Source organism: Rhodococcus sp. NPDC076796 (assembly GCF_040702765.1).
Lineage (GTDB): Bacteria > Actinomycetota > Actinomycetes > Mycobacteriales > Mycobacteriaceae > Rhodococcoides.
The window spans coordinates 72,984-96,057 of sequence record NZ_JBFBMS010000010.1; the positions used below are offsets into that span (position 1 = coordinate 72,984).

Here is a 23,074-nt window from a genome sequence, read left to right on the forward strand (position 1 = left end):
CGACTAGATGGAGGCGTCGGTGTCGGCCAGAATCGCGCGCAGTGCCGCCACGTGACGGCGATACGCCGTTCTTCCGTCCTTGGTCAACGACAACCACAGTCGACGCGAGTCCGTGCGTGATCGCTGCTGCTCGACGTACCCCGCATCGACCAGAGCGGCGACCTGTTTGCTCAGCGCCGATGCGCTCAACCCGCTGTGTTCCTTGACGATCGCGAGTTCCACCGTCGTCGCCGCGGCCAGAAGGGCGCAGATTCGCAGCCGGTGGGCGGGGTGAATGATCGGATCGAGATCGCTCGTCATCGACGTGTACTGCGGTAGTGCAGGATCGAGCCGATCGAGTAGATCGACGCGGCCGCGGCCGCGAGCAGAACCACCGGCCCGGCCGGTCCGCTGGGATTGCCGACAGCCTGCGCCAGTGCGACGCAGAGCGCCGAGAGCGCCACGCAGGCGAGGAAGCCTCGGTTGGTGGGTAGGGCCCACGGCGTCCCCATTCGGTATCCGGTGATGACGTTGACTGCGATGATCACCGCGAGGACTCCGAGCAGCGAGGCGGGGCTGTCGAGCAGGGCGGTCAGTGCGGATGCTGCAAGCAGTACGGCGTTGACCGGATACAGCCACACCGGCCAGGGAGTGTCTCGTACCGCGCGTTGAACTCGGTCGATGTCGTCGAGAGCTGTTCGTGCTTCGGCAGGTGTGGGTTCTCCGATGCTTTCCATAGTGGAAACTGTATTGGATAGTTTCCACTATGGCAACGATCTGGCGAGGATCAGGTCTCGGCCGGCCGCGGCACTTCCGCTTCCCATCGAGCTCGTCGCTCGTCGTCGGACTGCTCCCACCACGGTGTTCCTCGCTCGCCGAGGGCGACTTTGGTGGCCTGCACACCTGCACGAGATTCCGGTGCACCCGACGTACGTTTGACCTCCCTGCGCCACGCCATCAGAATCGATCGCAATTCGGCGTTGCGATCCTCCGGGATGTCAGGATCCGTTGCGCGCCAACGTCGACCCTTGATGACGATGTAGTGACCGTCCTCGGTGCGTTCCGGTTCCTCGGCCATGGGTCCACACTGCCATGCGTCAGCTGCTCAGATACTGCGGCACTGCAAGCCCGTCGAGTCCGAGCGCCACGGCGGCACGAGCGGTGACCGGTCCGACCAGATTGCCTGTCCCGTTGTAACCGCCGAACGCGATCACGGTGTCGTCGACCGACGTGCACAGCGGCCGCCCATCGGTGGTGAATCCGACGGATGCAGCCCACCGCGCATCGACCGAGACAGGTTCCCCTGCAAACGATGTCGCGACGGATTCGATGTATTTCTGAACCTGAGCGGTCGGTTCGCCGGACGGTGTCCACTCGTCCACGGCGAAGAGGTCGCGACCGCCCCCGACATACAGCCGTCCCGACGCGTCCTGCTGTGCGTAGTCGTACCCCCATCGTCCGTACACGGGGCACGGCAGCCGACCCGGCGTGACGGGTGAGGTGGCGAGCATCTGCAGACGTGCGGTCCGAACCCGGCCGTCGAGCTGGGGGAGTAGCTGTTCGAGGCGACCGTCGACGGCAACGAGAATCAGGCCGCACCGAACCACTCCATTCGGCGTCGTGACCGCTCCTGGCTCGATAGCAGTTGCGGGCGTGTACTCGTACAGCCGCGCTCGGCCCGCGAGAATCGACGCCAACCCGAGCGCGCGACGCGCGGGATTCATCACCGCGTCGTCCGGTAGGAAGATGCCGCGCCCCAAATCGCCGGAATACTGCTCGACGGCAACGTCGTTCTCGCGCAGGCACTGTGCCAGCGCGTCGCAGTCCTCCGAGTCGGAGAGTTCGATCGGCGCACCGGGGACTCCCGCGAGCCTGATGGAACCGGTGCGTCGGACGACGTCGGATCCGAGAAGCCTTTCCAGCGAGTCGATCTCGGCCAGAGTCGCTCGATACAGATCCACCGCGCACGGACCCCATGTCGCGAGCGCTGTGTGCAGAAAGGTCGCAGGACCACCGAGTAGGAAGCCGCCGTTCCGACCCGCGGCACCGGCAGCGACCCGCCCTGCGTCGATTCCGACCACATCGAGACCACGGTCGAGGAGTTCGGCGACAGCGGCCAGACCCGAGCCTCCCAGGCCGACGACGCAGACGTCGGCGGTGTCGTCACGCTCCAGAACGGGCAGGCCCGGCCAGCCGGACACGGCCGGATCGTCGTCCCACGCCGGGCGGGTCATGTCGCTGGCCATCATCGGTCGATGGTATCGACGGATTCGGCGGCCGGATGGTTTACGATTCCGGCACCCGCATCCCAGCTCCGGTAAGGACCGTCCATGCGCACTGTGATCGTGACCGCGTTCGTTTCGCTCGACGGCGTGATGGAGGGACCGGGCGGCGAGGTGGGCTATCGCAACTCCGGGTGGACGTTTCAGGGCATCGAATTCGATCCGGCAGCGTACGAGATCAAGGGACGCGAGCAGGATGAGGCCACCGCGCTGCTGTTGGGCCGCACCTCGTACGAGGCATTTGCACCGATCTGGCCCACCATGGACGATTTCGCCGGGTACAACGCGATGCCGAGGTACGTGGTGTCGACGACGCTCGAGCAGGACGACTCACGGTGGCCGGCAACCATTCTGCGCAGTGTCGACGACGTTGCCGAGCTCAGGAACTCCGATGGTGGGCCGATCTCGATACACGGCAGCGCCACCCTGGGGCGAAGCCTGGCCGACGCCGGGCTCGTCGATCGGTACCACCTGCTCGTCTTTCCACTCCTGCTCGGGGCGGGGAAGCGACTGTTCAGTGAGGCCGACAAGGACACCACGCATCTCGAACTGGTCGAACACGAGGTCTACGGCAACGGAATTCAGAAGCAGGTGTTCGACGTACGTCGCTGACCCGGCGGGGCGGGTCTCAGATGTCGTCGCTTCGAATGGTGCGCCGCCGAACGGAGACGAGTTGCAGCTCGGGACGTGAGGCCGCCACGCGCTCGATTCGGTCGAGGACATCGGTGACGTGGTCGCGATCGCCTGCAACGACGGACGCGCCGATACCTGCTCGTCTGTGCAACTCGCGATGATCGGTCTCCGCGACCGACACCGCGAACTTGCGTTGCATGTCGGAGATCACCGGCCGGATCACGGAGCGCTTCTCTTTGAGTGAGTGAACATCTCCGAGAAGGAAGTCGAATTCTATCCATCCAATCCACATATGCCGACCATTCTACCGCTGGAGCGATACCCGAGCGGTCGGAATTCGACTCGGCGATGCTTCGGATGCGCACCATTCGCCGAACATGTTCGTACACTGGCGTCATGGCTGCACCGGCGGGACACGGTTCTTTGCCGCCGAGCCTTGTCGAAATGGCGACTCGCCAGGTTCGATCCGAGGTGCTCAGCGGTGCGCTAGAGCCCGGATCCCGCGTGGTCGAGGAAACCCTGTGCGCGCGCCTCGGGATCAGCCGAGCACCGGTACGTGAGGCGTTGCGCCTGTTGGCTCAGCAGGGTCTGGTCGAACATCTCCCACGTCGCGGATTCCGAGTGACGGTGTGGTCGGCAGAGGACATTCTCGAACTCTTCGAGCTGCGTCAGGTTCTCGAACGGCACGCGCTCGAGCGCGCGCTGCCGCTCACGTCGTCTCCCGACGGTGCGTTCGCGCCGGTGAGAACGGCGCTCGACGAGATGCGTGACGCCGATGCGCGGGGGGACACCCTCGAGAAGGACGACGCCCACCGGCGTTTCCACGAGGCCATCGTGGCGTTGGCCGGCAGTCGCCAGCTCGATACGGCGTATGCGCCCATCCTGCTGAAATTGCAGCTACCGATGGCGCGCAATCTCAGGGAAGAAGCCCGAGTCGCCAACCCGGTCGACGGGATTCGGCGTCACGAGTGGTTGCTCGATGCCATCGAATCGAACGACGTGTCGGTGGCGCTCGCTGCGTTGAAGCAGCACGGCGAACTGACCTACCTACATCTCGAGAGTATTTCCTAACAGACTCGAAACACGGCAACAACCTGCAGTAACAGGAAACTGTCGACAATCGACGGTATGAATTCAGACCTGGGACCTGCACTCGGCCCGACCGTCACCGAGATGCTCGCGGCGTACAGAACCGGAAGAACGACTCCCAGTGCAACGGTGGAGGCGTTCTCGACCGCAGTGGCTGCCCGCGGCGACGACGGAACATGGATCACCGTCGTCGGCCGAGCAGAATTGCTCGCGGCCGCCGCTGCTCTCGAAGCGCGACCCGACGCAATGTCGCTACCCCTGTACGGAATTCCCTTCGGAGTCAAGGACAGCATCGATGTGGCCGGATACCCGACCACCCTCGCCTGTCCCGACTACGCGTACACGGCGAATACGACGGCCCCCGCAGTGCAGGCGTTGGTCGACGCCGGAGCCATTTTCGTCGGCAAGACCAGCCTCGACCAGTTCGCGACCGGGCTGAACGGAACCCGCACGCCGCACCCGATTCCGCGGAGCGTCTACGGCAACGACATGATCTCCGGTGGCTCGAGTTCCGGTTCGGCACTGGCCGTCGCCCTCGGACAGGTGCCGTTCTGCGTGGCCACCGACACCGCAGGATCGGGTCGAGTGCCTGCTGCGCTCAACGGCATCGTCGGATACAAGCCGTCCCGCGGCCTGATCAGCACCGTCGGACTCGTCCCCGCGTGCAAGTCGCTGGACTGCATCACCTTGATGGCGACCACGATCGAGGACCTCGATCTCGTATTCGACATCATGTGCGCCGAGGATCCAGCGGACGGGTGGGCACGCCCGCGCGGAGCGAGATACGACGGGCGAGAGATCACTGTCGGACTACCGGACCTGCAGCAGCTGGACTTTTTCGGCGACGCAGCCATGTTCGACGCGCATTCGGTCGCACGCCTGTCGCTCGCCGATCGTGGATTACTCACCACCACAGTGGATCTCACGCCGTTTCTCGAAGCCGGTTCGTTGCTGTATCAGGGGCCGTGGGTCGCCGAGCGACTGGTCGAGTTCGATGAATTCCTCATCGAGAAACCCGATTCCATCGTTCCCGTCGTCCGCGAGATCTTTCTGGGTGGGCGCCGGTACAGCGCCGTCGATGCCTTCCGTGCACTGCAGACGCTGCAAGACCTTCGCGCTCGCGTCGCACAGCTGTGGACGTCGATGGACGTGATGATCGTGCCGACCATCGGCACCACCTTCACCGTGCCGGAGGTACTCGCGGACCCCATTGCGTGCAATACGAAGCTCGGTCACTACACCCACTTCGGGAACCTTGTCGACCTGACTGCAGTTGCGGTTCCCGTGGGGCTCACCGAGGACGGCCGACCGGTCAGTCTCATGGTGATCGGGCCTGCGCTGGCCGACGATACGATTCTCGCGGTCGCGGCTCGGTTGCTCGGAGAAGGGCGCGCCGACTCGCCGCACCCCGCAGCCGATGGGTCGACAGTCGAGACCATCGACATCGTCGTTGCCGGGCATCACCTGTCGGGGGAGCGGGCCAACCCGCAGCTGCTCGAGCTGGGCGGGTCCCTGGTCGAGGCCACGTCCACCGCCCCGACATACACACTGCTTCGGATCGGAACCGCCGATCCGACACCCGGCCTGTTGCGAGTTCCTCTCGGCGGCAGCGCAATCGACGTGGAGAGGTGGCGTCTGCCCGCTACTTCTCTTGCGGTACTCGCGGGCAGAATGCCGGCGGTACTCGCTCTGGGACGAGTACTGCTGGCCGACGGTTCCGATGTTCTCGGCTACGTCTGCGACGTCACTGTGCAGACCGGCGCGCAGCGGCACACCGTCGACGACATCAGCGAGTTCGGTGGCTGGCGGGCATATTCCCGGGCGATCAGTTCTGCTCACGACACTTCCATTGCAGCACAGGAGATCTCATGACCTCAGCACACACTCGGGAAACGTCGATACCGTCGGCGTCACCATCGGAGTTCACCATCGATGCCGCGACGACGGCACTACTCGTCATCGACATGCAGAGGGACTTTCTGCTCCCCGGCGGTTTCGGTGAGAGCCTCGGCAACGATGTCGGCCTGCTCCGAACCGTGATCGAACCACTCGCAGGTCTCATCGCAGTGGCCAGGGAAGCCGGGATACCCGTGATCCACACCAGGGAGGGGCATCTACCGGACCTGTCGGACTGCCCGCCGGCAAAGCTGCGCCGCGGCAACCCGTCACAGCGCATCGGCGATCCAGGAGCGTTCGGCCGCATCCTCGTTCGCGGTGAGTACGGTCACGACATCGTCGACGAGCTGGCACCGCTCGAAGGCGAGGCAGTCATCGACAAGCCCGGCAAAGGGGCGTTCTACGCCACCGAGCTCTCCGAGATCCTCACGCGCGCCGGAACCACCACTCTGCTCGTCACCGGTGTGACGACCGAGGTGTGCGTGCACACCACGGTTCGGGAGGCCAATGATCGAGGATACGAGTGCCTCGTGGTGACGGACTGTGTCGGTTCGTACTTCCCGGAGTTTCAGCGTGTGGGCCTCGAGATGATTTCGGCTCAAGGCGGCATTTTCGGTTGGACCGCGCCGTCGGAGGACGTCGTGGCCGCGTTGGTTGCACTCGTCCCCACCTCGGCAAGTCGATAGGACCGAACATGACCATGGACGTCAAGGACTCACCCGCTGCAGGCTCCTCGTCCTCGTTCACCCTCCCGTGGTGGACGAAGGGCGACACCAACGCATTCTTCGGACTCGGCTTCAACATTCTCGTCAACGTGCTCACTCTGACGACACTGAGCATCGCGGTCGTCGGAATTCCAGGAAGCGACGTCCTCGGGACCCTGCTGCCTGCCCTCGGGATCGCCCTGATCCTGGGGAATCTGTACTACATGGTTCTCGCCCGTCGACTTGCCAAGCGCGAGAACCGAACCGATGTGACGGCGCTACCGTACGGCCCGAGCGTTCCGCACATGTTCATCGTCGTGTTCGTGGTCATGCTCCCGGTCTACCTGGCGACGGGTAACGCGGTGCAGGCGTGGGCGGCTGGACTCGCCTGGGCCTTCATGATCGGCATCATCGTCATGATCGGAGCGTTCGTCGGGCCCTACATTCGCAGGATCACCCCGCGCGCGGCGATGCTCGGCACGTTGGCCGGCATCTCGATCACGTTCATCGCGATGCGCCCGGCCGCGCAGATGTGGGAGGCCGCCTGGATCGGGTTGCCCGTTCTCGCAATCATTCTCATCGGCTTCTTCACCGATGTGAAGTTGCCCGGCAATATTCCGGTGGGGCTCGCCGCGCTCCTGGTGGGCACGGCGATCGGCTGGATCGGCGGGTACATGTCCGTGCCGGACGTGACCGAGGCGGCGAGCAACATCGCCCTCGGCCTTCCCGATCTACGCCTCGACCTACTACTGGACGGGCTCGGAAATCTGGCACCGCTGCTCGCGACGGCAATTCCTCTGGGGGTGTACAACTTCACCGAGGCGATGAGCAACGTCGAGAGCGCATCTGCTGCCGGAGACAACTACAACCTGCGCAGTGTGCTGCTCGCTGACGGCTTCGGTGCGGTCGTCGGCTCGGCGTTCGGATCGCCGTTCCCGCCCGCGGTCTACATCGGCCATCCCGGCTGGAAAGACGCAGGCGGCCGGACCGGATACTCGGTCGCGTCGGGCGTCGCGATCGGGGTGATGTGTTTTCTCGGATTGTTCGGATTGCTGGCAACGTTGCTTCCGATTCCCGCGATCGTCCCGATTCTGCTGTACATCGGACTGCTGATCGGTGCCCAAGCATTCCAGTCGGTGCCCAAGCTGCACGCCATCGCGGTGGTCGTGGCCCTGCTACCGAACCTCGCGGAGTGGGCGGTGGGTCTGATCGACAACGCACTCAGCGCGGCAGGCACGTCGGCGACGGAAGTGGGAAGCGAGGCACTGGGTCAGGCGGGTGTCGTCTACGACGGGCTGAAGACATTCGGGTCGGGAGCGGTACTCGCCGGACTCATGTTGGGCACCATCGTCACGTTCGTTCTCGACAAACGGTTTCTCGCCGCCGCAACAGCGAGTGGGGTGGCCGCGGCACTGTCGTGGGTCGGTCTGATCCACTCGCACGAGGTGGGGTGGGCAGCCAATCCCCAAGTCGCACTCGGCTATCTGTTCTTCGGGCTCGTGTGTCTGGCGTACTCGCGGCTGATTCCCGCGCCGAAGCCGACGACCGAGCCACAACCGGTCGGGGAGTAGGGCATCCCGATGCGGGCCGCACGGCCCGCATCGGGAACTTCTCTAGCGCTTGCTCACGAGCTCGAGCGCCACGAGATCGGAGAGATACTTCTCGATCAGTTCGCGCCCGAGGTGCGGAATATCCCCGACGGCCGAGGCGAACTCGTCGGCAGGCAGTATCGCCCCGGACGACGGGTGTTGCGGCTCTGCGTACGAGGCGATCAGGGGGAGCAGCGAGTGTGAACGTTGCTTCTCCGGAAGAGCCTCGACTGCGGCGCTGAAACGCTCGAACCATTCGTCGTAGTTCTCGACAGTCTCGATGTCGCGACCTGCGTCACGGATCCAGTCGACGAACGTGTCCAGCGAGATGTCGTCGTCGTGTGGGTTGAGGATGTCGAAGGTTCGGTAGCCCGAGGTATCCCCACCCGCGATCGACGTGATGGCCGACGCACTGAAATCGGCCGGCAGTCCGTCGTAGTGGGCCAGCGGTCGCCCCTTCTCGTCGGTGGGTGCCCCGGTGTCGGTGGCGTAGAACGTGTGTGGAGCCAGACCGGTTGCGACGACCGACAGGATCAAACGCGTGAACACGTCCGGGACGTTGAGCTGACCCGTCCAGGTGCTGTGCGCCAGAATCATGTCCGAGCGGAAGACCGAGACGGGCAAGCCGAATTCGTCGAACGCATTGCGCAACAGCACTTCACCGGCCCACTTGGAGTTGCCGTAGCCGTTGGCGTACGAGTCGTCCACAGCCCGCGACGGACTGTCGACACGGATGTCGCCGTTTTCCCGGAATTCCTCGACGCCCGCTGCGACGGCCACCGTCGACAGGTAGGTCACCGGCTTGACATGGTCGGTCAGCGCCAGCCGGATCACCTCGGCCGTGCCGACGACGTTGGGCCCGAAGAGGTGCTCGTACGGCAGGGCATGGTTGACCAGCGCTGCGGGGTGGACGATGCGATCCACCCGTTCGGCCAGCGCCTCGAATGCCTTGTGGTCCAGGCCGAAGTGAGGTGTCCCGAGATCGCCTGCCACGACCTCGAGAGCGGCGTCGGCCAAGGTTCGATAACGCTCCGACAGTTCCGCGTCTCCACTGTCGAAGGCTGCATCGAGACGAGCTCGCGCGTCGGAATCGGAGCGTCCGCGCACCAGGCAGACCACCTTTCCGCCGACCTCGGCCATGCGCCCCAGCCATTCCAGGCAGAGGAAGCGACCGAGGTACCCGTTGGCACCGGTCAGCAAGACCGTGCTGGTCTGTTCTCGTGGGCCGGGAACATGGTGTGCGGCGTCCAGGAGCGCGTCGTCGAGAAATGCCGACAGACGCAGGTCGGAGGCGCGTGCAACGGCGGCACCGCGGCCGTGCACCGAGGCGAATGTCGCTGTGTCGCAATCATTGTCGCGAGCCGAGGAAATGTACTCGGCCAGCGCTGCCAGGTCCATGGCGGGTCCGGTGATCACTCCGACCGGAACATCGACGTCGTAGATCTCACGGAGCAGCGTCGAGAAGGTCAACGCCGACAACGAATCTCCGCCCAAGTCGCTGAAGTGGGCATCGGGGCGAACATCGGACCCGGCGCACCCGAGCAGGGCCTGCGCGGCATCGCCGACGGTGGTCAGGACAGGGGCATCGGCAGCAGTGCGCCTGAGCTCGCGCAGGCGCTCGTTCTGACCGGATTCCAGGTCTGCGTAGCGGCGCTCGAGTTCGTCCCCGTAGCGCTCGACGAGTTTGGGCCTCAGTTGCTTGCCTGCACCGGACAGCAATCCGTTCTCCTGTGTGAACGGCTGGTGCTCGACGATGACCTCGCGCGGAATTTCGTACGAGTTCAGCGCTTCGGTGCGCGCGATCCTCTGCAACGATTCGATGACCGAACCCGCAGTCGTATCCGGGTGGGCCGGTACGACGATTGCCAGGAGATACGCCCGTTGGCTGTTGCCGTACAGAAATATCTGATCGACTAGCTCGCTGGTACCGAACAGGGCTTCGAGGCGCGCCAGCGCGACGAACTCGCCCTGCGCCAGTTTCAGAACGTTCTTGCGTCGGTCGACGTATGCGAGTCGGTCCGGCTCGATCTCGGCGACGACGTCACCGGTGCGATAGAAGCCCTCGGAGTCGAAGACGTCGGCCGTGACGTCCGGGCGCTTGTAGTAGCCGGGAATGATGGACGCCGTCTTGAGCAGGAGCTCACCGCGCGGATGCGGCGTGTCGGTGGAGAAATAGCCGAGTTCGGGCACATCGTCGAGCTTGTATTCGATCACCGGCGGGCGTTGAACGACACCGTCGTGCAACACCATTCCGGCTTCGGTGGAGCCGTAGTTGTCGCGCACCTCGATATCGAGCAGCTCCGTGACGAAGTCCTTGACCTCCTCGGCGATCGGTGCGGTGCCGACCATTGCTGCCAGAACACGTCCGCCGAATTGTTCGATCCTGTTGCGTTCGAGGACCTCCCGACGCGTCCTGTCGGCATCGCTGCCGGCAGAGCGTTCGACCTCGCGGTCGATCTCTGCCAGGACGTTGTGGCGAATCATCTCGCAGACCCGCGGGATCAACAGTGCCATCGTGGGCCGGGCGAGCGCGAAATCCTCGAACAGGGTGGACAGGTCGCTCGCCCCTGCGAAGTGGACGGTGCCGCCGGCCGCAAGCGTCGAGAAGACGAGGCCACGGCCGGCCAGGTGACTCATCGGCAGATAGTCGAGAGTGATGACCGGGAAGGCCGGCCCGTCCGTGGACTCGGAGGACGCTCCGGTGTGGTGCCAGGCCCCGGTCCAGGCTCCGCACACGATTTTTTCGGTGTGCATCGCCCCTTTGGGGGTGCCGGTGCTGCCGGAGGTGTAGATCAGCGTTGCGAGTCGGTCGGGATCCTCGGCATCGGGTAGTGGAACCTCCGGAAGTTGCGCGCCGTCGCGAACCAGCTCGGTGAGCGGCCGAACGAAGACTCCCACCTGTTCGGCATCGGTGCGCGCAGACTTCATAATTCGCGTGTGCGCGTCGATGGCACCGTCGTAGTCGAGAACGACGATTCGGCGAATGGACCGACAATGGGTGGCAACCTGGACCGCGACGGACAGGTTGTCGACATCGGCTGCGAGGACGACGGGTTCGACCTCGTCGGCGATGGCCGAGAGCTGGCCCGCGGTTGCACCGGCCTGCAACGGAACGGCAATCGCGCCGAGTCGAATCGTGGCCAGTTCCGCGATGACATAGTCGGCACTCGCGAATCCCAAGGTTGCGAAGAAGTCTCCTGAAGCAATACCGAATGCGTCGTGCGTGAGCGCCGAGGCCAGTGCACCGGCGTCTTTCCACGCTCGGCCGTAGGTGACGGTGTCGAAGCGGGGGAGCAGCCGCAGCGTGTTCGCGCCGTCGATTCGGGCGGTCTCTCGAGCCCGGCGGCCGAGGGCAGGCCGATTCGAGTAACGCGTCATGATCTCGGCAACCACGCGGGCCAGGTTGGGCGACAGCTCCTGGGCGGCGTCGGCTACTGCGCTGTCCGGTTCGGCGGCTCGAAACTCCTGGTCGGACCCGTGCAGTTCCTGGAATCGACTGCGTTGCCTGCTCTGACGATCCTGTCGGCTGTCGACGGCCAGTGTGTGCGTCATGCTCGACTCCCTCCGACGAAGCGCGCCGATCATTCGGGGCACCTCGCGATTGTCCGCTTCATTTCGTTATCAAAGGTAAGTATATGCCGCGGTGCTCGTTGGTAATCGTGACGCTCCTCATAGTCTGATTGGTCGTAAATGTCTGCCTGACTGCGCTTTTCGAGTCCGGATCGCGGACGCGGATCTGCGCTGACAGCTCACGCGGGTACTCGGTGAAGGCGGGAGATCGCGACTTGTATGGTGAATCCACAGTCATGTGCGTCACAGTGCTCGTCACCATCGTGCGCACGTGTCACCCCTCGCGATCGGAGAAGTGAATGTCGGACGTCCTCTCGCGACGCGACCTGGATTTTCTGCTGTACGAATGGCTGGACGTGGCGGCACTGACTGCTCGACCTCGCTTCGCGGAGCACTCGAGGGAGACCTTCGACGCGGTACTCGACCTCAGCGCGGACATCGCCCGCAAGCATTTCGCTCCGCACAACAAGAAGGCGGATGCGCAGGAGCCGACGATGAATGCGGACGGTTCGGTCGAGTTGATACCGGAAGTCAAGGAAGCGCTCGATGTCTACGCGTCGGCGGGTCTGATCGCCGGGCAGTTCGACGAGTCGATCGGTGGCATGCAATTGCCCGCGACCGTCTCTCGGGCAGCGATGGCGTTCTTCCAGGCTGCCAACGCCGGGACTTCCTCGTACCCGTTTCTCACCATGGCCAACGCCAACCTGATCGCGACGTACGGCACGCCGGATCAGGTGCGAGACTACGTCCGGCCCATGCTGGACGGGCGCTGGTTCGGAACCATGTGTCTGTCGGAGCCGCAGGCCGGATCGTCACTGGCGGACATCACGACCAAGGCGGTACCGCAGGACGACGGAAGCTTTCGTATCACCGGTACGAAGATGTGGATTTCGGGTGGAGATCACGAACTCACCGAGAACATCGTTCACCTGGTGCTCGCCAAGACGCCGGGCGGACCGCCGGGGGTCAAGGGAATCTCCCTGTTCATCGTTCCCAAATTCCTTCCGAATGGCGACGGCGGTACGGGCGAGCGCAACGACATCGTGTTGACCGGCCTCAATCACAAGATGGGCAACCGCGGCACCACCAACACTCTGCTGGCCTTCGGCGACGGAACCCACTCTCCCGGTGGACAACCCGGAGCAGTCGGCTTCCTCGTCGCCGAGGAGAACCGCGGACTGTCGTACATGTTCCACATGATGAACGAAGCCCGGATCGGCGTCGGATTCCTCGCGATCGCCCTCGGCTACGTCGGCTACCTGAAGTCGGTGGAGTATGCGAGGACCCGTACTCAGGGTCGACCACTCGGTGCCAAGGACCCGGCTGCGCCTGCGGTCGCGCTGATCGAACACGCCGACGTTCGTCGAATGTTGTTGGCGCAGAAGTCCTACGTCGAGGGAGCGCTGGCGCTCGGACTCTACTGTTCGCGTCTGGTCGATCATCAGGACTCGGCGTCCGACGATGCCGAAGCTGCGCGATCGACACTGCTGCTCGACGTACTGACGCCCATCGCCAAGAGTTGGCCGTCGCAGTGGTGCCTCGAAGCCAACAGTTTGGCCATTCAGGTGCACGGCGGCTACGGATACACCCGCGACTACGACGTCGAGCAGCACTACCGCGACAATCGCCTGAATCCCATTCACGAGGGCACACACGGTATTCAAGGTTTGGATCTGCTCGGGCGCAAGGTGATCATGCAGGGCGGCGCGGGATTGGCTCTGCTGGCCGAACACATCGCGGAGACAGTCGATCGGGCGCACGCAGCGGGCGGTGACGCTGCTCGGTACGCGGACGAACTGCACGCGCGCGTCGTCAGAATCGTCGAGGTCACCGCTGCAGTGTGGGGTACCGGCGATGCCGCTGTGGCGCTGGCGAACTCCACGGCTTACCTCGAGGCGATGGGGCACACGGTCATCGCCTGGATGTGGCTCGAGCAGTTGCTGGCCGTCGGCACGAAAGCCGGAGACTTCTACGACGGAAAGCGTTCTGCAGCAAAGTATTTCTACGTCTACGAGTTGCCGAAGGTGGACGTCCAGCTCGACCTGTTGGCGAGACTGGACCGCACGACCCTCGATATGTCACCCGCTTGGTTCTGAGTCGAGTACAAGGAGATTCATCAACATGTCGATCTTGGACAAATTTCGCCTGGACGGTCGCGTCGTCATCGTCACCGGTGCATCCTCGGGACTGGGCGTGGCATTCGCCAAAGCAGCCGCCGAGGCAGGAGCGGATGTGGTGCTCGCCGCACGGCGAGTGGACAAGTTGGCGCAGACCGCCGAGTTGATCGACAGCGTCGGAGGGCGCTCGATCACAGTAGCCACCGACGTGGTCGACCCGGATCAGTGCACCGCGATGGTCGAGGCCGCGGTGATGGAGTTCGGAAAGGTCGACGTTCTCATCAACAATGCCGGAGTCGGCACGGCCTACCCCGCAACCCGTGAGACGCCCGAGCAGTTCCGCTCGGTGATCGACATCAACTTGAACGGGTCGTACTGGGCAGCGCAGGCCTGTGGACGGGTGATGTCACCCGGCAGTTCGATCGTGAACATCTCCAGCATTCTGGGGCTGACCACCGCGGGCCTTCCGCAGGCGGCCTACAGCGCCAGCAAGGCAGCCATCATCGGCCTCACCCGCGATCTCGCGCAGCAATGGGGCGCTCGAAAAGGCATCAGGGTCAACGCTATTGCGCCGGGTTTCTTCCAGAGCGAGATGACGGACTCGTACCAGCCGGGATATCTCGACTCGATGGCTCCGCGAATGATTCTCGGACGCAAGGGCGATCCCGAAGAACTGGCCGCAACCGCGATCTGGCTCGCCTCGGACGCCGGGGGATACGTGACGGGTCAGACCATCGCGGTCGACGGCGGGATCACGATCACCTGACGGCTATCCCTCGACGGCCGGCACGGCGATGCCCTCGCGGATCAGTCTGCGCGCAACCACCAGCGAGTCGTCGGTGTCGAGTCCGGGCAGCGCATCCAGGCGGCACGGAGCGCCCTTCATCAGGGACTCGATCGCGTCGGCGCACTGCGACGGCAGCGTGACCGTTTTGTTCCGAAGAACCATCGATACGCCGTCCCTCGTGTGCGCGATCCGCGCGAACATGCCGGGCCGACGTCGGATCGAATCCTCGCCCCGCAACGCTCCCATCGCGGCGACGCTCGCCAGTGGGCGCACCGGTTCCGGTCGGACGAGGTCGTCGTGACGATCGGCGACGCGTTCGGCGAGTCGACGTACCGCGTCGGGGTCTCGGTCGATCTCGTCGAGCGCGGCGCGCATGGCGTCCAGAACTCGGCGTACATGCGGAACGATGGACTCCGGGTCGGAGTGGTCGAGTCCGGCAGGGAGGGGAGCACGCAGACTCTCGACGTCGCCGAGCGACTTCAGCACATGGTGGGCGAGGTCGTAGTCGTTGTACGACGCGACGCCGATGGTCAAGTGCACGGTGGTGTCGCCGAGCGCTTGCGCCGAATGGATCCACCCACGCGGAAGATAGAGCACATCGCCGGGCTCGAGGACGATGTCCAGTTCGGGAGTGTTCGATGCGTGGTCTTCGACGGCCGACCGTCGATCCGACCACGGTTGATTGTTGAGCGGATGCACGTGCACCGGTGAGTGAATGCTCCACCGCTTCGTCCCCGCGATCTGCACCACGAACACATCGTGCACGTCGTAGTGCGGTGAAAAGCCTTGGGACGCAGCAGGTGTGACGTACGAATTCACCTGCACCGGATGGCCCAGCTCGCGAACGAGATCGCCGACGAAGTGAATCAGCGGCGGCCACAGTCGATGCAGGCCCTGAAGTACCAGCGTATTTCCGGCTGCGAAGGCTGCCAGCACCGCTGCGGAGTCGACCTGGTCCGTCACCTCGGCACCGAACCCGCCGGATGCCGTGAACTGCGACTTGTCCAGTAGCCGGCCGTCCTTGGCCATGCGCACGAACGGGGTTCGTACACCGCGTTCGGCTATCAGCTCGTCGACCGCGTCGAGCGTCATCAGATCGTCGAACGAGTCCGACAGATCAACTGATCTGGTCAGCTTGGGAGCTACGCCCCAGAACCGATCTGCGAAGGTCCCGAGATCGATACCGGTCAGACGACGGAGCGCGGACCGGTTTCCCGATCCGCGCTCGCCGCTCGGCTCAGTGCTCAAGCTGTGCCGTCCGCACCGCCGTCGTGCCCGTTGGGGTTGGATCCGCCGTCGGCGGGTCCTTCGCCTGCTCCGGCGGGGCCGTCTGCTCCGCCGTCATGCCCATCGGGGTTGGATCCGCCGTCGGCGGGTCCTTCACCTGCTCCGGCGGGGCCGTCTGCTCCGCCGTCATGACCACCGGGGTTCGATCCGCCGTCAGCGGGTCCTTCGCCTGCGGCTCCGCCCGTGGTGGTGATGTCGTCGTCGTTGATGCTCATCGAAGTCCTTCCGGTCGTGGAGGTTCGTGTGCTCGCGCAGCGCGAGAACATCGGAGGTATTGACGCAAACTCTGTTTCTCAAACAGCAGTCGTGCCGCAAATCTCAGGCAGAATCGTCGGCGATCTCGGGCGCGTTCTCCCGCGTCGCCATCCCGCCTCCGCCGCCGCCGTCCACGGGTCCTGGTCGGCCGCCCTTCGGCGTGTCCGATGCCTTCTCGGACTCAGTCGGGTTTTCGTCGTCGGTGTTCTTCTCACGTCCCATGGTTCGACAGTAGACCGCCGCGCAGGCCGTGGGACCATGGAACGATGGATCGATCCCGAGCGCAGCACGTGGTGCTGCTCGACGACGAAGGCCGTGCCGTCGGCACGCATGACAAGACCACCGTCCACACGCTGGACACGCCACTTCACCTGGCATTTTCCAGCTACGTGGTGAGATCGGACGGCGCTGTTCTTCTCACCCGCAGAGCGTCGAGCAAGACGACGTGGCCAGGGGTGCTGACCAACACGTGTTGTGGCCACCCGGCTCCCGGTGAGAAGCTCGACGACGCCGTGCTGCGACGAATCGGTGAAGAACTCGGCCTGCGTGCGGAATCCGCCGAGTTGGTACTGCCGCACTTCCGATACCGGGCCGTCATGGACAACGGAATCGTGGAGAACGAGATATGTCCCGTGTACCGCGTGAGAGTCGACGAGCACGCGACACTCGATCCGGATCCGGCCGAGGTGGACGAGACACGATGGGTGTCGTGGCGTGAGTTCTCCGCGGGGGTGCTGGGCGGCACCATCGACGTATCGCCCTGGTGCCGAACGCAGGTGGAGCAGTTGACCGCTCTGGCCGACGAGCCATTCGGCTGGCCGGCGTCGCCGGACGATCTGCTCCCTCCCGCCGCCCGGCCTGCCGATACCCGCTGATCTCGCCGGGCCTCTAGGGTTCGTACTGTGACTGTCGACGATTCTGGTAGGCCGAACGAGGACCTGCTCGATCGAGCTTCCGTCGCGCGCGAACTCGCCCGTTTCTCCCATCGCACCGCCGAATCCGACGGATTGCGCGCCGCTGCCGTCGCCGTTGCGGTCGGTGGACTGCCGGGGGACAGGCGCATGCTCCTGACGAGGAGGCCGGATCGGTTGCGCGCGCATCCGGGCCAGTACGCGTTGCCCGGCGGCGGTGTGGACCCGGGCGAATCCACGATGCAGGCCTGTCTGCGGGAATTGGCCGAGGAGTTGGGGATTCGAGCCGATGAGTCCGACGTGCTCGGTAGGTTGGACGACTACGTCACTCGATCCGGGTACGTCATCACTCCGTTCGTGGTGTGGGTCGGCGACTACTCGTCCACCTTGCTCCCCAGTGCGGACGAGGTGGCCGAAGTGTTCGAGGTGACGGTCGACGAACTCGACGTCGACGCCCAATTCGTGTCGATCCCCGAATCGACGCGTCCGGTCATTCGGTGGCCGTACCGAACCGGGGCCATCCATGCTCCTACCGGCGCGATCGTCCACCAGTTTCGTGAAGTGGCATTGCACGGTCGACACACCCGAGTCGCGGACTTCGAGCAGCCGGTGTTCGCGTGGCGCTAACGTGGCCGCAAGCCCCGGTGGGCAGACTGCGACGAGCAGGACGAGAAGGAGGTGATCGCCGATGACGAACAACCATGAGCTCGAGGTGTCGGATCGCATCGCGACCATTCCCAACTTGCTCAGCGCAGTCCGGCTGTTGGGCGTTCCGCTGTTCCTCTATCTCATGCTTGGCCCCGAGGCCGACGGGTGGGCGTTGGTGATATTGCTCGTCAGCGGTGGAACCGATTGGCTCGACGGCAAATTGGCTCGCATGCTCGGCCAGGCATCGAAGCTCGGTGCCATCCTCGATCCACTGGTCGATCGGCTCTACGTCGTCAGCACTCTGGTGGCGTTCGTTCTGCGCGGCATCATTCCCTGGTGGGTTGCAGCGATACTCATCGGGCGCGACGCCGTACTCGGATTGACGATGTTCGTCTACCGCCGCAGGTCCCTCCCGCCTCCGGACGTCATCTACCTCGGCAAGGCCGCCACGTTCGTGGTGATGATCGCGTTGCCGGTCCTGCTCGTATCGGCCGGCAGCAATTCGGTGGCCGACGCCGCAGGACCGCTCGGATACGCGTTGCTGATCTGGGGCACGGCGTTGTACACCTGGACCGGTCTGCTGTACCTCGGCAAAGCGATCGCTGTCGCCAGGGCAGTCGATCCGACAGTGGCCGGCACCTGACTGTGGAGCCTGCGGAACGACCAGGGCGGACAGGAGTGGAGCCTGCGGAACGACCGGGGACACAGGTCAGAAGGAATCCCGTCCCATCGCTGCTGACGTCGTTGCTGACCGACCATCTGGACCCGGGATACGGCGCAGCGGCCGCCGAACGTAGCGCGCTCCACACCCGCAAGCCGCGGGTGCCTGCGGCGCTCTGGTTGTTGGGCGGGGCCGTCGTCGTCGGGGTGATCTTCGGTATCGCGTTCTCGCAACTGGCGTCCGGTGCCGCCGATGTCGACCGCGCGGGTGCCGACGCGTCGGCTGCGGTCCGAGCCGCACAGGATCGCAGCGCCGATTTGGAAGCAACGCAACAGGCACTGGCCGAACAGGTGTCCTCGGAGCGCGACAGAGCCCTTCAGTCCGATGTCTCGGGCAGTGCGCTGCTGGAGCGATTGAGTGCAGTCGAATCCGCCGCGGGCATCGATTCGGTGTCCGGCCCTGGGCTCTCTGTTGTCGTCACCGAACCGGCGGCCGAGGGCGACACGTCGGATCGGTCGGTTCGCCGGGGTTCGGGCGCAGCCGTACTCGATCGGGACATCGCTGCGATCGTCAATTCGTTGTGGGCGAGCGGTGCGGAGGCGGTGTCGGTGGACGGTATTCGAGTCGGCCCGAACGTGACCATCCGGCAGGCAGGCGGGGCGATGCTGCTGGACAATCGCCCGATCGACTCGCCCTACGAGATCGACGCGATCGGGCCGCCGCAGCGCATTCAGGTCCAGTTCGTCGTCAGCGACGCCTATCTGCGGATGAGCACGGTGGCGCAGTTGTACGGCGTCGGATTCACGGTGCGTCCGGCTACGAATCTCGAGTTCGGTCCCGCCGCTGTGAGAGAGTCGTTCGAGGCAGAGGAGGCAGGCCCACGATGACGGAGCACGATCCACCGAGTGCCCTACCGGCCGAGTCCGAGGTGCAGGCGTCGACAGACGCGCCGATCACCCCCACCCACGGCGTCTACGCGCTCGCCGCGATCGCCGCGCTGATCATTGGGGTCGTCATCGGGACGGTCGCGGGTCCTCAGGTTCCCGCAGTGGTTGCTCCTTATCTGCCGATCGCCGTCGTGGCGGCGATCGACGCGGTGTTCGGCGGTGTTCGGGCTTTTCTCGACGGGATCTTCGACGCCAAGGTGTTCGTGATCTCGTTCGTCTTCAACGTTCTGGTCGCGGCCTTGATCGTGTGGCTCGGCGACCAGCTCGGGGTGGGGACCCAGCTGTCCACGGCAATCGTCGTCGTCCTCGGAATTCGCATCTTCGGCAACGCGGCCGCTCTGCGCAGACGTCTGTTCGGTGCCTAGGAAATGACGGCAAGCGGCGGACGGCACGGATGGCGCGCGCGACGTCCCGATGCGCAGGGGCGAAGGCGCGGAGCGGCATTCGGTGTTCTCGCGCTCGCGCTGCTGTGCGTCCTGGGAATCGGCCTGGCCACGCAGGTACGCGAGACGAGCACCACCGATGGCCTGGAGAACTCCCGGCCCGAGGACCTACTGGTCGTGCTGGACACCCTGACCCGACGTGAGGCGTCGATCCGGGACGAGATCGGCACCCTGCAGGCCACTCTGGCGACGCTGCGCCAGTCCGGTTCGGGATCGGAGGCGGCAGTGGCGGAAGCGCAGGAACGATTGTCCGCGTTGTCGATTCAAGTGGGCACCGTCGCGGCCCAGGGGCCAGGCGTGACACTGGTGATCGAGGACCCGAACTCGGGCGTGGGATCGGAGGTACTGCTCGACGCCATGCAGGAATTGCGCGCCGCCGGTGCCGAAGCACTCCAGCTCGAAGGCGGCGGAAACGCCGTCCGCATCGGTGTCGATTCGTGGATCGCCGGTTCCGCCGGTCGGGTGGTGGTCGACGGGCGAGAACTACGAGCCCCGTACACCTTCACTGCCATCGGAGACCCGCCGACGCTCGCGTCGGCATTGAACATTCCCGGCGGGGTCGTGGACACGGTGACCCGCAACGGTGCCACGTCGAACATCGCGCAGTCGGACCAGGTCACGGTGTCCGCCTTGCGGGACCCGCGCCCGCGTCAATACGCTCAGCCCGGTAACTGACCGCCCGATCGCCCCGGGCCACGATCGAAGGGAATGCCGCGTTGAGCGACATCGACACACCAGCTGATCTGTACTACACCCCCGAGCACGAGTGGGTGCAGCGCACGGGGCCTGCAACGGTGCGCATCGGGATCACCGATTTCGCGCAGGCGCAGTTGGGCGACGTGGTGTTCGTTCAGCTTCCCTCGATCGGCGACACCGTCACCGCGGGCGAGTCTCTCGGCGAGGTCGAATCCACCAAGAGTGTCTCCGACGTGTTCAGCCCGCTGACCGCGAAAGTGGTTGCCGTGAACCAGGATCTGGACGGCGAACCCGAGAAGGTGAACTCGGGACCCTACACCGGAGGCTGGCTGATCGACCTCGAGGTTTCGACACCGGAGGAGTTGGACGCGGCACTGGCACAGATGCTCGATGCCGCCGGATATGCTCTCATCACGGCCGAGTGATCGGCCGGCTGTCGACACCGGCCAACAGGCCACACGGCCCCCGCTGCGCAGGGTACGGTCGACACCGAGCGAATACCCTGTCGGGGCGAAGGTCCAGCAAGCTGTACGACGCTACGCAACACCGAACGCCAAGCAACACCTGATGTGAAGACCATGTACTGCGTTACCCGCGGCGTTCTCTGCCCCGGGTGAACGGACTGAGAAGGAGTAACGGTGAGCCAGAACGACAACGACAGCAACTACGGGGAGTCACCGGCAGAGACCACCTCGGTCTTCCGTGCAGATTTCCTGCAGGAGCTGGACAACTCCGCGGCCGCCCAGAGCACCGAAGCTCCGGTATCGGGTGTCGAGGGGTTGCCTGTCGGTGCCGCGCTGCTCGTCGTCAAGCGAGGACCCAACGCAGGATCACGGTTCCTGCTCGACCAGCCGACCACCTCGGCCGGTCGGCACCCCGACAGTGACATCTTCCTCGACGATGTCACCGTCAGCCGTCGGCATGCCGAGTTCCGGCAGGACGAGGACGACTTCCAGGTCGTCGACGTCGGCAGCCTCAACGGGACGTACGTCAACCGGGAGCCGGTCGACTCCGCTGTGCTGGCCAACGGCGACGAGGTCCAGATCGGCAAGTTCCGGCTGGTGTTCCTCACCGGACCGCGCGGCGGCAACGGATCTCAGGTCGGCGACACGTCTGCGGGTGCAGGAAGCCAGTGACCGCCGTCGGGCAGCAGTCCAACGGGGGGATGTCGATTGGCTCCGTCCTCGATCGACTTCGGCCCGACTTTCCTGATGTCACCATTTCGAAGATCAGATTCCTCGAAGCCGAGGGGCTGATCTCGCCGGAGCGCACTCCGTCGGGGTACCGGCGGTTCTCCATCGCGGATTGCGAGCGTCTGCGTTTCGTGCTGACCGCGCAGCGCGACCAGTACCTGCCGCTCAAGGTGATCAAAGAGCAGCTCGAAGCCATCGATCATGGAGTAGCCACCGTGGAGCGGGCCGATGCGTCGGTCAAGCGTCCGCGGTCGCTCACGGTTGCCGCGGGTGAGGTCTCTCCCGAGGAGTTCCTGCCCGATCGTGAGGTTCGCATCGCCAAAGCAGATCTACTCGCTCAGTCGGGGATCGACGATGCGTTCCTGACCGAGCTGTTGCGAGCCGGTTTGATCACCCCCGGGCAGGCCGGTTTCTACGACGACGGAGCCGTGACGCTCGCTCGAACGGCACACGCGATGTTGCAGTTCGGTCTCGAAGTGCGCCACCTTCGCGCCTTCAAGCTCGCGGCGGACCGCGAAGCCGGCCTGGTTGCGCAGATTGCCGGACCCGTGGCCAAGGGCCGAGACGCCGGTGCGCGCGATCGCGCAGAAGAAATGATTCGCGAGTTGGCCGCACTGTCCTTGACCTTGCACACCTGCCTGGTCAAAGCGGCGGTGCGAGGTGCACTCGATCGGTGACGTTCGCTCGCGTCGTTTCGAATTCCAATAGACTCGGCAGCGACGAGCTGAGCCCGTTTTCAGTGCAGCCCGGATTTCTCGAGGTGAGAGGCAGACACGATGAGTGAGATGCGTGTGGTCGGTATTCGTGTCGAACAGCCGCAGAACCAGCCCGTGTTGCTGTTGCGCGAGGCCGACGGCGACCGGTACCTCCCGATCTGGATCGGTCAAACCGAGGCTGCTGCAATTGCTTTGGAGCAGCAGGGTGTGCAACCCGCCCGGCCGCTCACTCACGATCTCGTCAAGAATTTGATCTCGGCTCTCGGGCACCAGCTCAAAGAGGTGCGCATCGTGGATCTGCAGGAGGGCACCTTCTACGCCGATCTCGTGTTCGACAAGGACATCAGAGTCTCCGCTCGGCCGTCGGATTCCGTTGCCATCGCACTTCGGGCCGGGGTGCCGATCTTCGCCGAGGAGCCCGTGCTCGCCGAAGCCGGGTTGATCATGCCCGACGAGCGCGAGGACGAGGTCGAGAAGTTCAAGGAGTTCCTCGAATCGGTGTCTCCGGACGACTTCAAAGCCACCGACGGGTAACAGAAGAGTCTCAACCTCAACTTTAGGTTCAGGTTTACGGCGCGTTGCGTTGAATCTGCACGATCGTCCCCATAACGTTCGTGCCAGTGAAGTTCATCGCCGCTGCTGGTCCGATCCGGTGCAGTTCACGCCTCGTC

General features: G+C 64.7%; 26 protein-coding genes. 17 read left to right on the top strand and 9 right to left on the bottom strand.

Annotated elements, in window-relative coordinates:
* Nucleotides 1-3 precede the first annotated feature (3 nt).
* Genes AB0366_RS22910 through AB0366_RS22925 form a run of 4 tightly spaced genes read right to left on the bottom strand, consistent with a single transcriptional unit; the run spans nt 4 to nt 2,228 of the window.
* Nucleotides 4-300, bottom strand: coding sequence for a transcriptional regulator (locus tag AB0366_RS22910; RefSeq protein ID WP_121869790.1), 297 nt, complete (start codon nt 298-300; stop codon nt 4-6).
* The gene (locus AB0366_RS22915) at nt 297-716 is read right to left on the bottom strand and encodes a hypothetical protein (RefSeq protein WP_314143030.1); all 420 of its coding nucleotides are present in this window, start codon (nt 714-716) and stop codon (nt 297-299) included. Before AB0366_RS22915 ends, AB0366_RS22910 begins: the two co-directional genes overlap by 4 nt.
* A gap of 50 nt (nt 717-766) precedes the next feature.
* On the bottom strand, nt 767-1,057 hold the full coding sequence (locus tag AB0366_RS22920) for a hypothetical protein (protein WP_366245971.1): 291 nt from the start codon (nt 1,055-1,057) through the stop codon (nt 767-769).
* A gap of 19 nt (nt 1,058-1,076) precedes the next feature.
* Nucleotides 1,077-2,228 carry an FAD-dependent oxidoreductase gene (locus tag AB0366_RS22925; RefSeq protein ID WP_366245973.1) on the bottom strand — a complete coding sequence of 384 codons (1,152 nt, stop codon included), beginning with the start codon at nt 2,226-2,228 and terminating at the stop codon, nt 1,077-1,079.
* A gap of 81 nt (nt 2,229-2,309) precedes the next feature.
* Between AB0366_RS22925 and AB0366_RS22930 the strand changes: the two genes are divergently transcribed.
* Nucleotides 2,310-2,873 carry a dihydrofolate reductase family protein gene (locus AB0366_RS22930; RefSeq protein WP_366245974.1) on the top strand — a complete coding sequence of 188 codons (564 nt, stop codon included), beginning with the start codon at nt 2,310-2,312 and terminating at the stop codon, nt 2,871-2,873.
* Between the two features lie 16 nt (nt 2,874-2,889).
* On the opposite strand, the gene AB0366_RS22935 is transcribed toward AB0366_RS22930, so the two are convergent.
* Entirely contained in the window at nt 2,890-3,186 is a 297-nt protein-coding gene (locus AB0366_RS22935; protein ID WP_094674439.1) for a DUF503 domain-containing protein, read from the bottom strand.
* A 104-nt stretch (nt 3,187-3,290) separates the two neighbouring features.
* Here AB0366_RS22935 and AB0366_RS22940 point away from each other — a divergent pair, with 104 nt between their 5' ends.
* From AB0366_RS22940 to AB0366_RS22955, 4 genes are read left to right on the top strand one after another with little or no spacing between them, the layout of a single operon-like run.
* Complete coding sequence (locus AB0366_RS22940) at nt 3,291-3,965, top strand: GntR family transcriptional regulator (RefSeq protein WP_366245976.1); 675 nt, start codon at nt 3,291-3,293, stop codon at nt 3,963-3,965.
* A 57-nt stretch (nt 3,966-4,022) separates the two neighbouring features.
* Complete coding sequence (atzF, locus tag AB0366_RS22945; RefSeq protein WP_366245978.1) at nt 4,023-5,855, top strand: allophanate hydrolase; 1,833 nt, start codon at nt 4,023-4,025, stop codon at nt 5,853-5,855.
* Nucleotides 5,852-6,565 (top strand): cysteine hydrolase, encoded by a 714-nt coding sequence (locus AB0366_RS22950; protein WP_366245979.1) that lies wholly within the window; start codon nt 5,852-5,854, stop codon nt 6,563-6,565. Before atzF ends, AB0366_RS22950 begins: the two co-directional genes overlap by 4 nt.
* 8 nt (nt 6,566-6,573) lie before the next feature.
* Complete coding sequence (locus AB0366_RS22955) at nt 6,574-8,154, top strand: regulator (protein ID WP_366245981.1); 1,581 nt, start codon at nt 6,574-6,576, stop codon at nt 8,152-8,154.
* 42 nt (nt 8,155-8,196) lie between these two features.
* On the opposite strand, the gene car is transcribed toward AB0366_RS22955, so the two are convergent.
* On the bottom strand, nt 8,197-11,724 hold the full coding sequence (gene car, locus AB0366_RS22960) for a carboxylic acid reductase (RefSeq protein WP_366245983.1): 3,528 nt from the start codon (nt 11,722-11,724) through the stop codon (nt 8,197-8,199).
* Between the two features lie 317 nt (nt 11,725-12,041).
* On the opposite strand from car, the gene AB0366_RS22965 reads away from it, so the two are divergent.
* Nucleotides 12,042-13,838, top strand: a complete 1,797-nt coding sequence (locus AB0366_RS22965; protein WP_366245984.1) for an acyl-CoA dehydrogenase — start codon at nt 12,042-12,044, stop codon at nt 13,836-13,838.
* A gap of 25 nt (nt 13,839-13,863) precedes the next feature.
* Entirely contained in the window at nt 13,864-14,625 is a 762-nt protein-coding gene (locus tag AB0366_RS22970; protein WP_366245986.1) for an SDR family oxidoreductase, read from the top strand.
* A 3-nt stretch (nt 14,626-14,628) separates the two neighbouring features.
* Here the strand turns inward: AB0366_RS22970 and AB0366_RS22975 are convergent, their stop codons facing one another.
* The 3 genes from AB0366_RS22975 to AB0366_RS22985 all read right to left on the bottom strand — a co-directional run bounded on the left by AB0366_RS22975 (nt 14,629) and on the right by AB0366_RS22985 (nt 16,410).
* Nucleotides 14,629-15,894 (bottom strand): cupin domain-containing protein, encoded by a 1,266-nt coding sequence (locus AB0366_RS22975; protein WP_366245987.1) that lies wholly within the window; start codon nt 15,892-15,894, stop codon nt 14,629-14,631.
* Nucleotides 15,891-16,148, bottom strand: a complete 258-nt coding sequence (locus tag AB0366_RS22980) for a hypothetical protein (RefSeq protein ID WP_032398144.1) — start codon at nt 16,146-16,148, stop codon at nt 15,891-15,893. The genes AB0366_RS22975 and AB0366_RS22980 overlap by 4 nt, the downstream gene beginning before the upstream one ends.
* A 103-nt stretch (nt 16,149-16,251) precedes the next feature.
* Nucleotides 16,252-16,410, bottom strand: coding sequence for a hypothetical protein (locus AB0366_RS22985; RefSeq protein ID WP_183130139.1), 159 nt, complete (start codon nt 16,408-16,410; stop codon nt 16,252-16,254).
* A 44-nt stretch (nt 16,411-16,454) separates the two neighbouring features.
* Here AB0366_RS22985 and idi point away from each other — a divergent pair, with 44 nt between their 5' ends.
* The 10 genes from idi to AB0366_RS23035 all read left to right on the top strand — a co-directional run bounded on the left by idi (nt 16,455) and on the right by AB0366_RS23035 (nt 22,937).
* The gene (gene idi, locus AB0366_RS22990) at nt 16,455-17,063 is read left to right on the top strand and encodes an isopentenyl-diphosphate Delta-isomerase (RefSeq protein ID WP_366245988.1); all 609 of its coding nucleotides are present in this window, start codon (nt 16,455-16,457) and stop codon (nt 17,061-17,063) included.
* 132 nt (nt 17,064-17,195) lie between these two features.
* Entirely contained in the window at nt 17,196-17,726 is a 531-nt protein-coding gene (locus tag AB0366_RS22995) for a CoA pyrophosphatase (protein ID WP_259468157.1), read from the top strand.
* A gap of 61 nt (nt 17,727-17,787) precedes the next feature.
* Complete coding sequence (locus tag AB0366_RS23000; RefSeq protein WP_121869805.1) at nt 17,788-18,390, top strand: CDP-alcohol phosphatidyltransferase family protein; 603 nt, start codon at nt 17,788-17,790, stop codon at nt 18,388-18,390.
* A gap of 101 nt (nt 18,391-18,491) precedes the next feature.
* Nucleotides 18,492-19,295, top strand: coding sequence for a DUF881 domain-containing protein (locus AB0366_RS23005; protein WP_366245990.1), 804 nt, complete (start codon nt 18,492-18,494; stop codon nt 19,293-19,295).
* Nucleotides 19,292-19,720: a small basic family protein gene (locus AB0366_RS23010; protein WP_121869806.1), complete on the top strand. Its 429-nt coding sequence runs from the start codon at nt 19,292-19,294 to the stop codon at nt 19,718-19,720. Before AB0366_RS23005 ends, AB0366_RS23010 begins: the two co-directional genes overlap by 4 nt.
* Before the next feature lie 3 nt (nt 19,721-19,723).
* Entirely contained in the window at nt 19,724-20,473 is a 750-nt protein-coding gene (locus AB0366_RS23015) for a DUF881 domain-containing protein (protein ID WP_366245991.1), read from the top strand.
* A gap of 41 nt (nt 20,474-20,514) precedes the next feature.
* Entirely contained in the window at nt 20,515-20,919 is a 405-nt protein-coding gene (gene gcvH, locus AB0366_RS23020; protein WP_094614226.1) for a glycine cleavage system protein GcvH, read from the top strand.
* A 213-nt stretch (nt 20,920-21,132) separates the two neighbouring features.
* Nucleotides 21,133-21,630: an FHA domain-containing protein gene (locus AB0366_RS23025; protein ID WP_057479400.1), complete on the top strand. Its 498-nt coding sequence runs from the start codon at nt 21,133-21,135 to the stop codon at nt 21,628-21,630.
* Complete coding sequence (locus AB0366_RS23030; RefSeq protein WP_366245992.1) at nt 21,627-22,364, top strand: MerR family transcriptional regulator; 738 nt, start codon at nt 21,627-21,629, stop codon at nt 22,362-22,364. The genes AB0366_RS23025 and AB0366_RS23030 overlap by 4 nt, the downstream gene beginning before the upstream one ends.
* A 99-nt stretch (nt 22,365-22,463) precedes the next feature.
* Complete coding sequence (locus AB0366_RS23035) at nt 22,464-22,937, top strand: bifunctional nuclease family protein (protein ID WP_037189246.1); 474 nt, start codon at nt 22,464-22,466, stop codon at nt 22,935-22,937.
* The last annotated feature ends 137 nt before the right edge of the window (nt 22,938-23,074 follow it).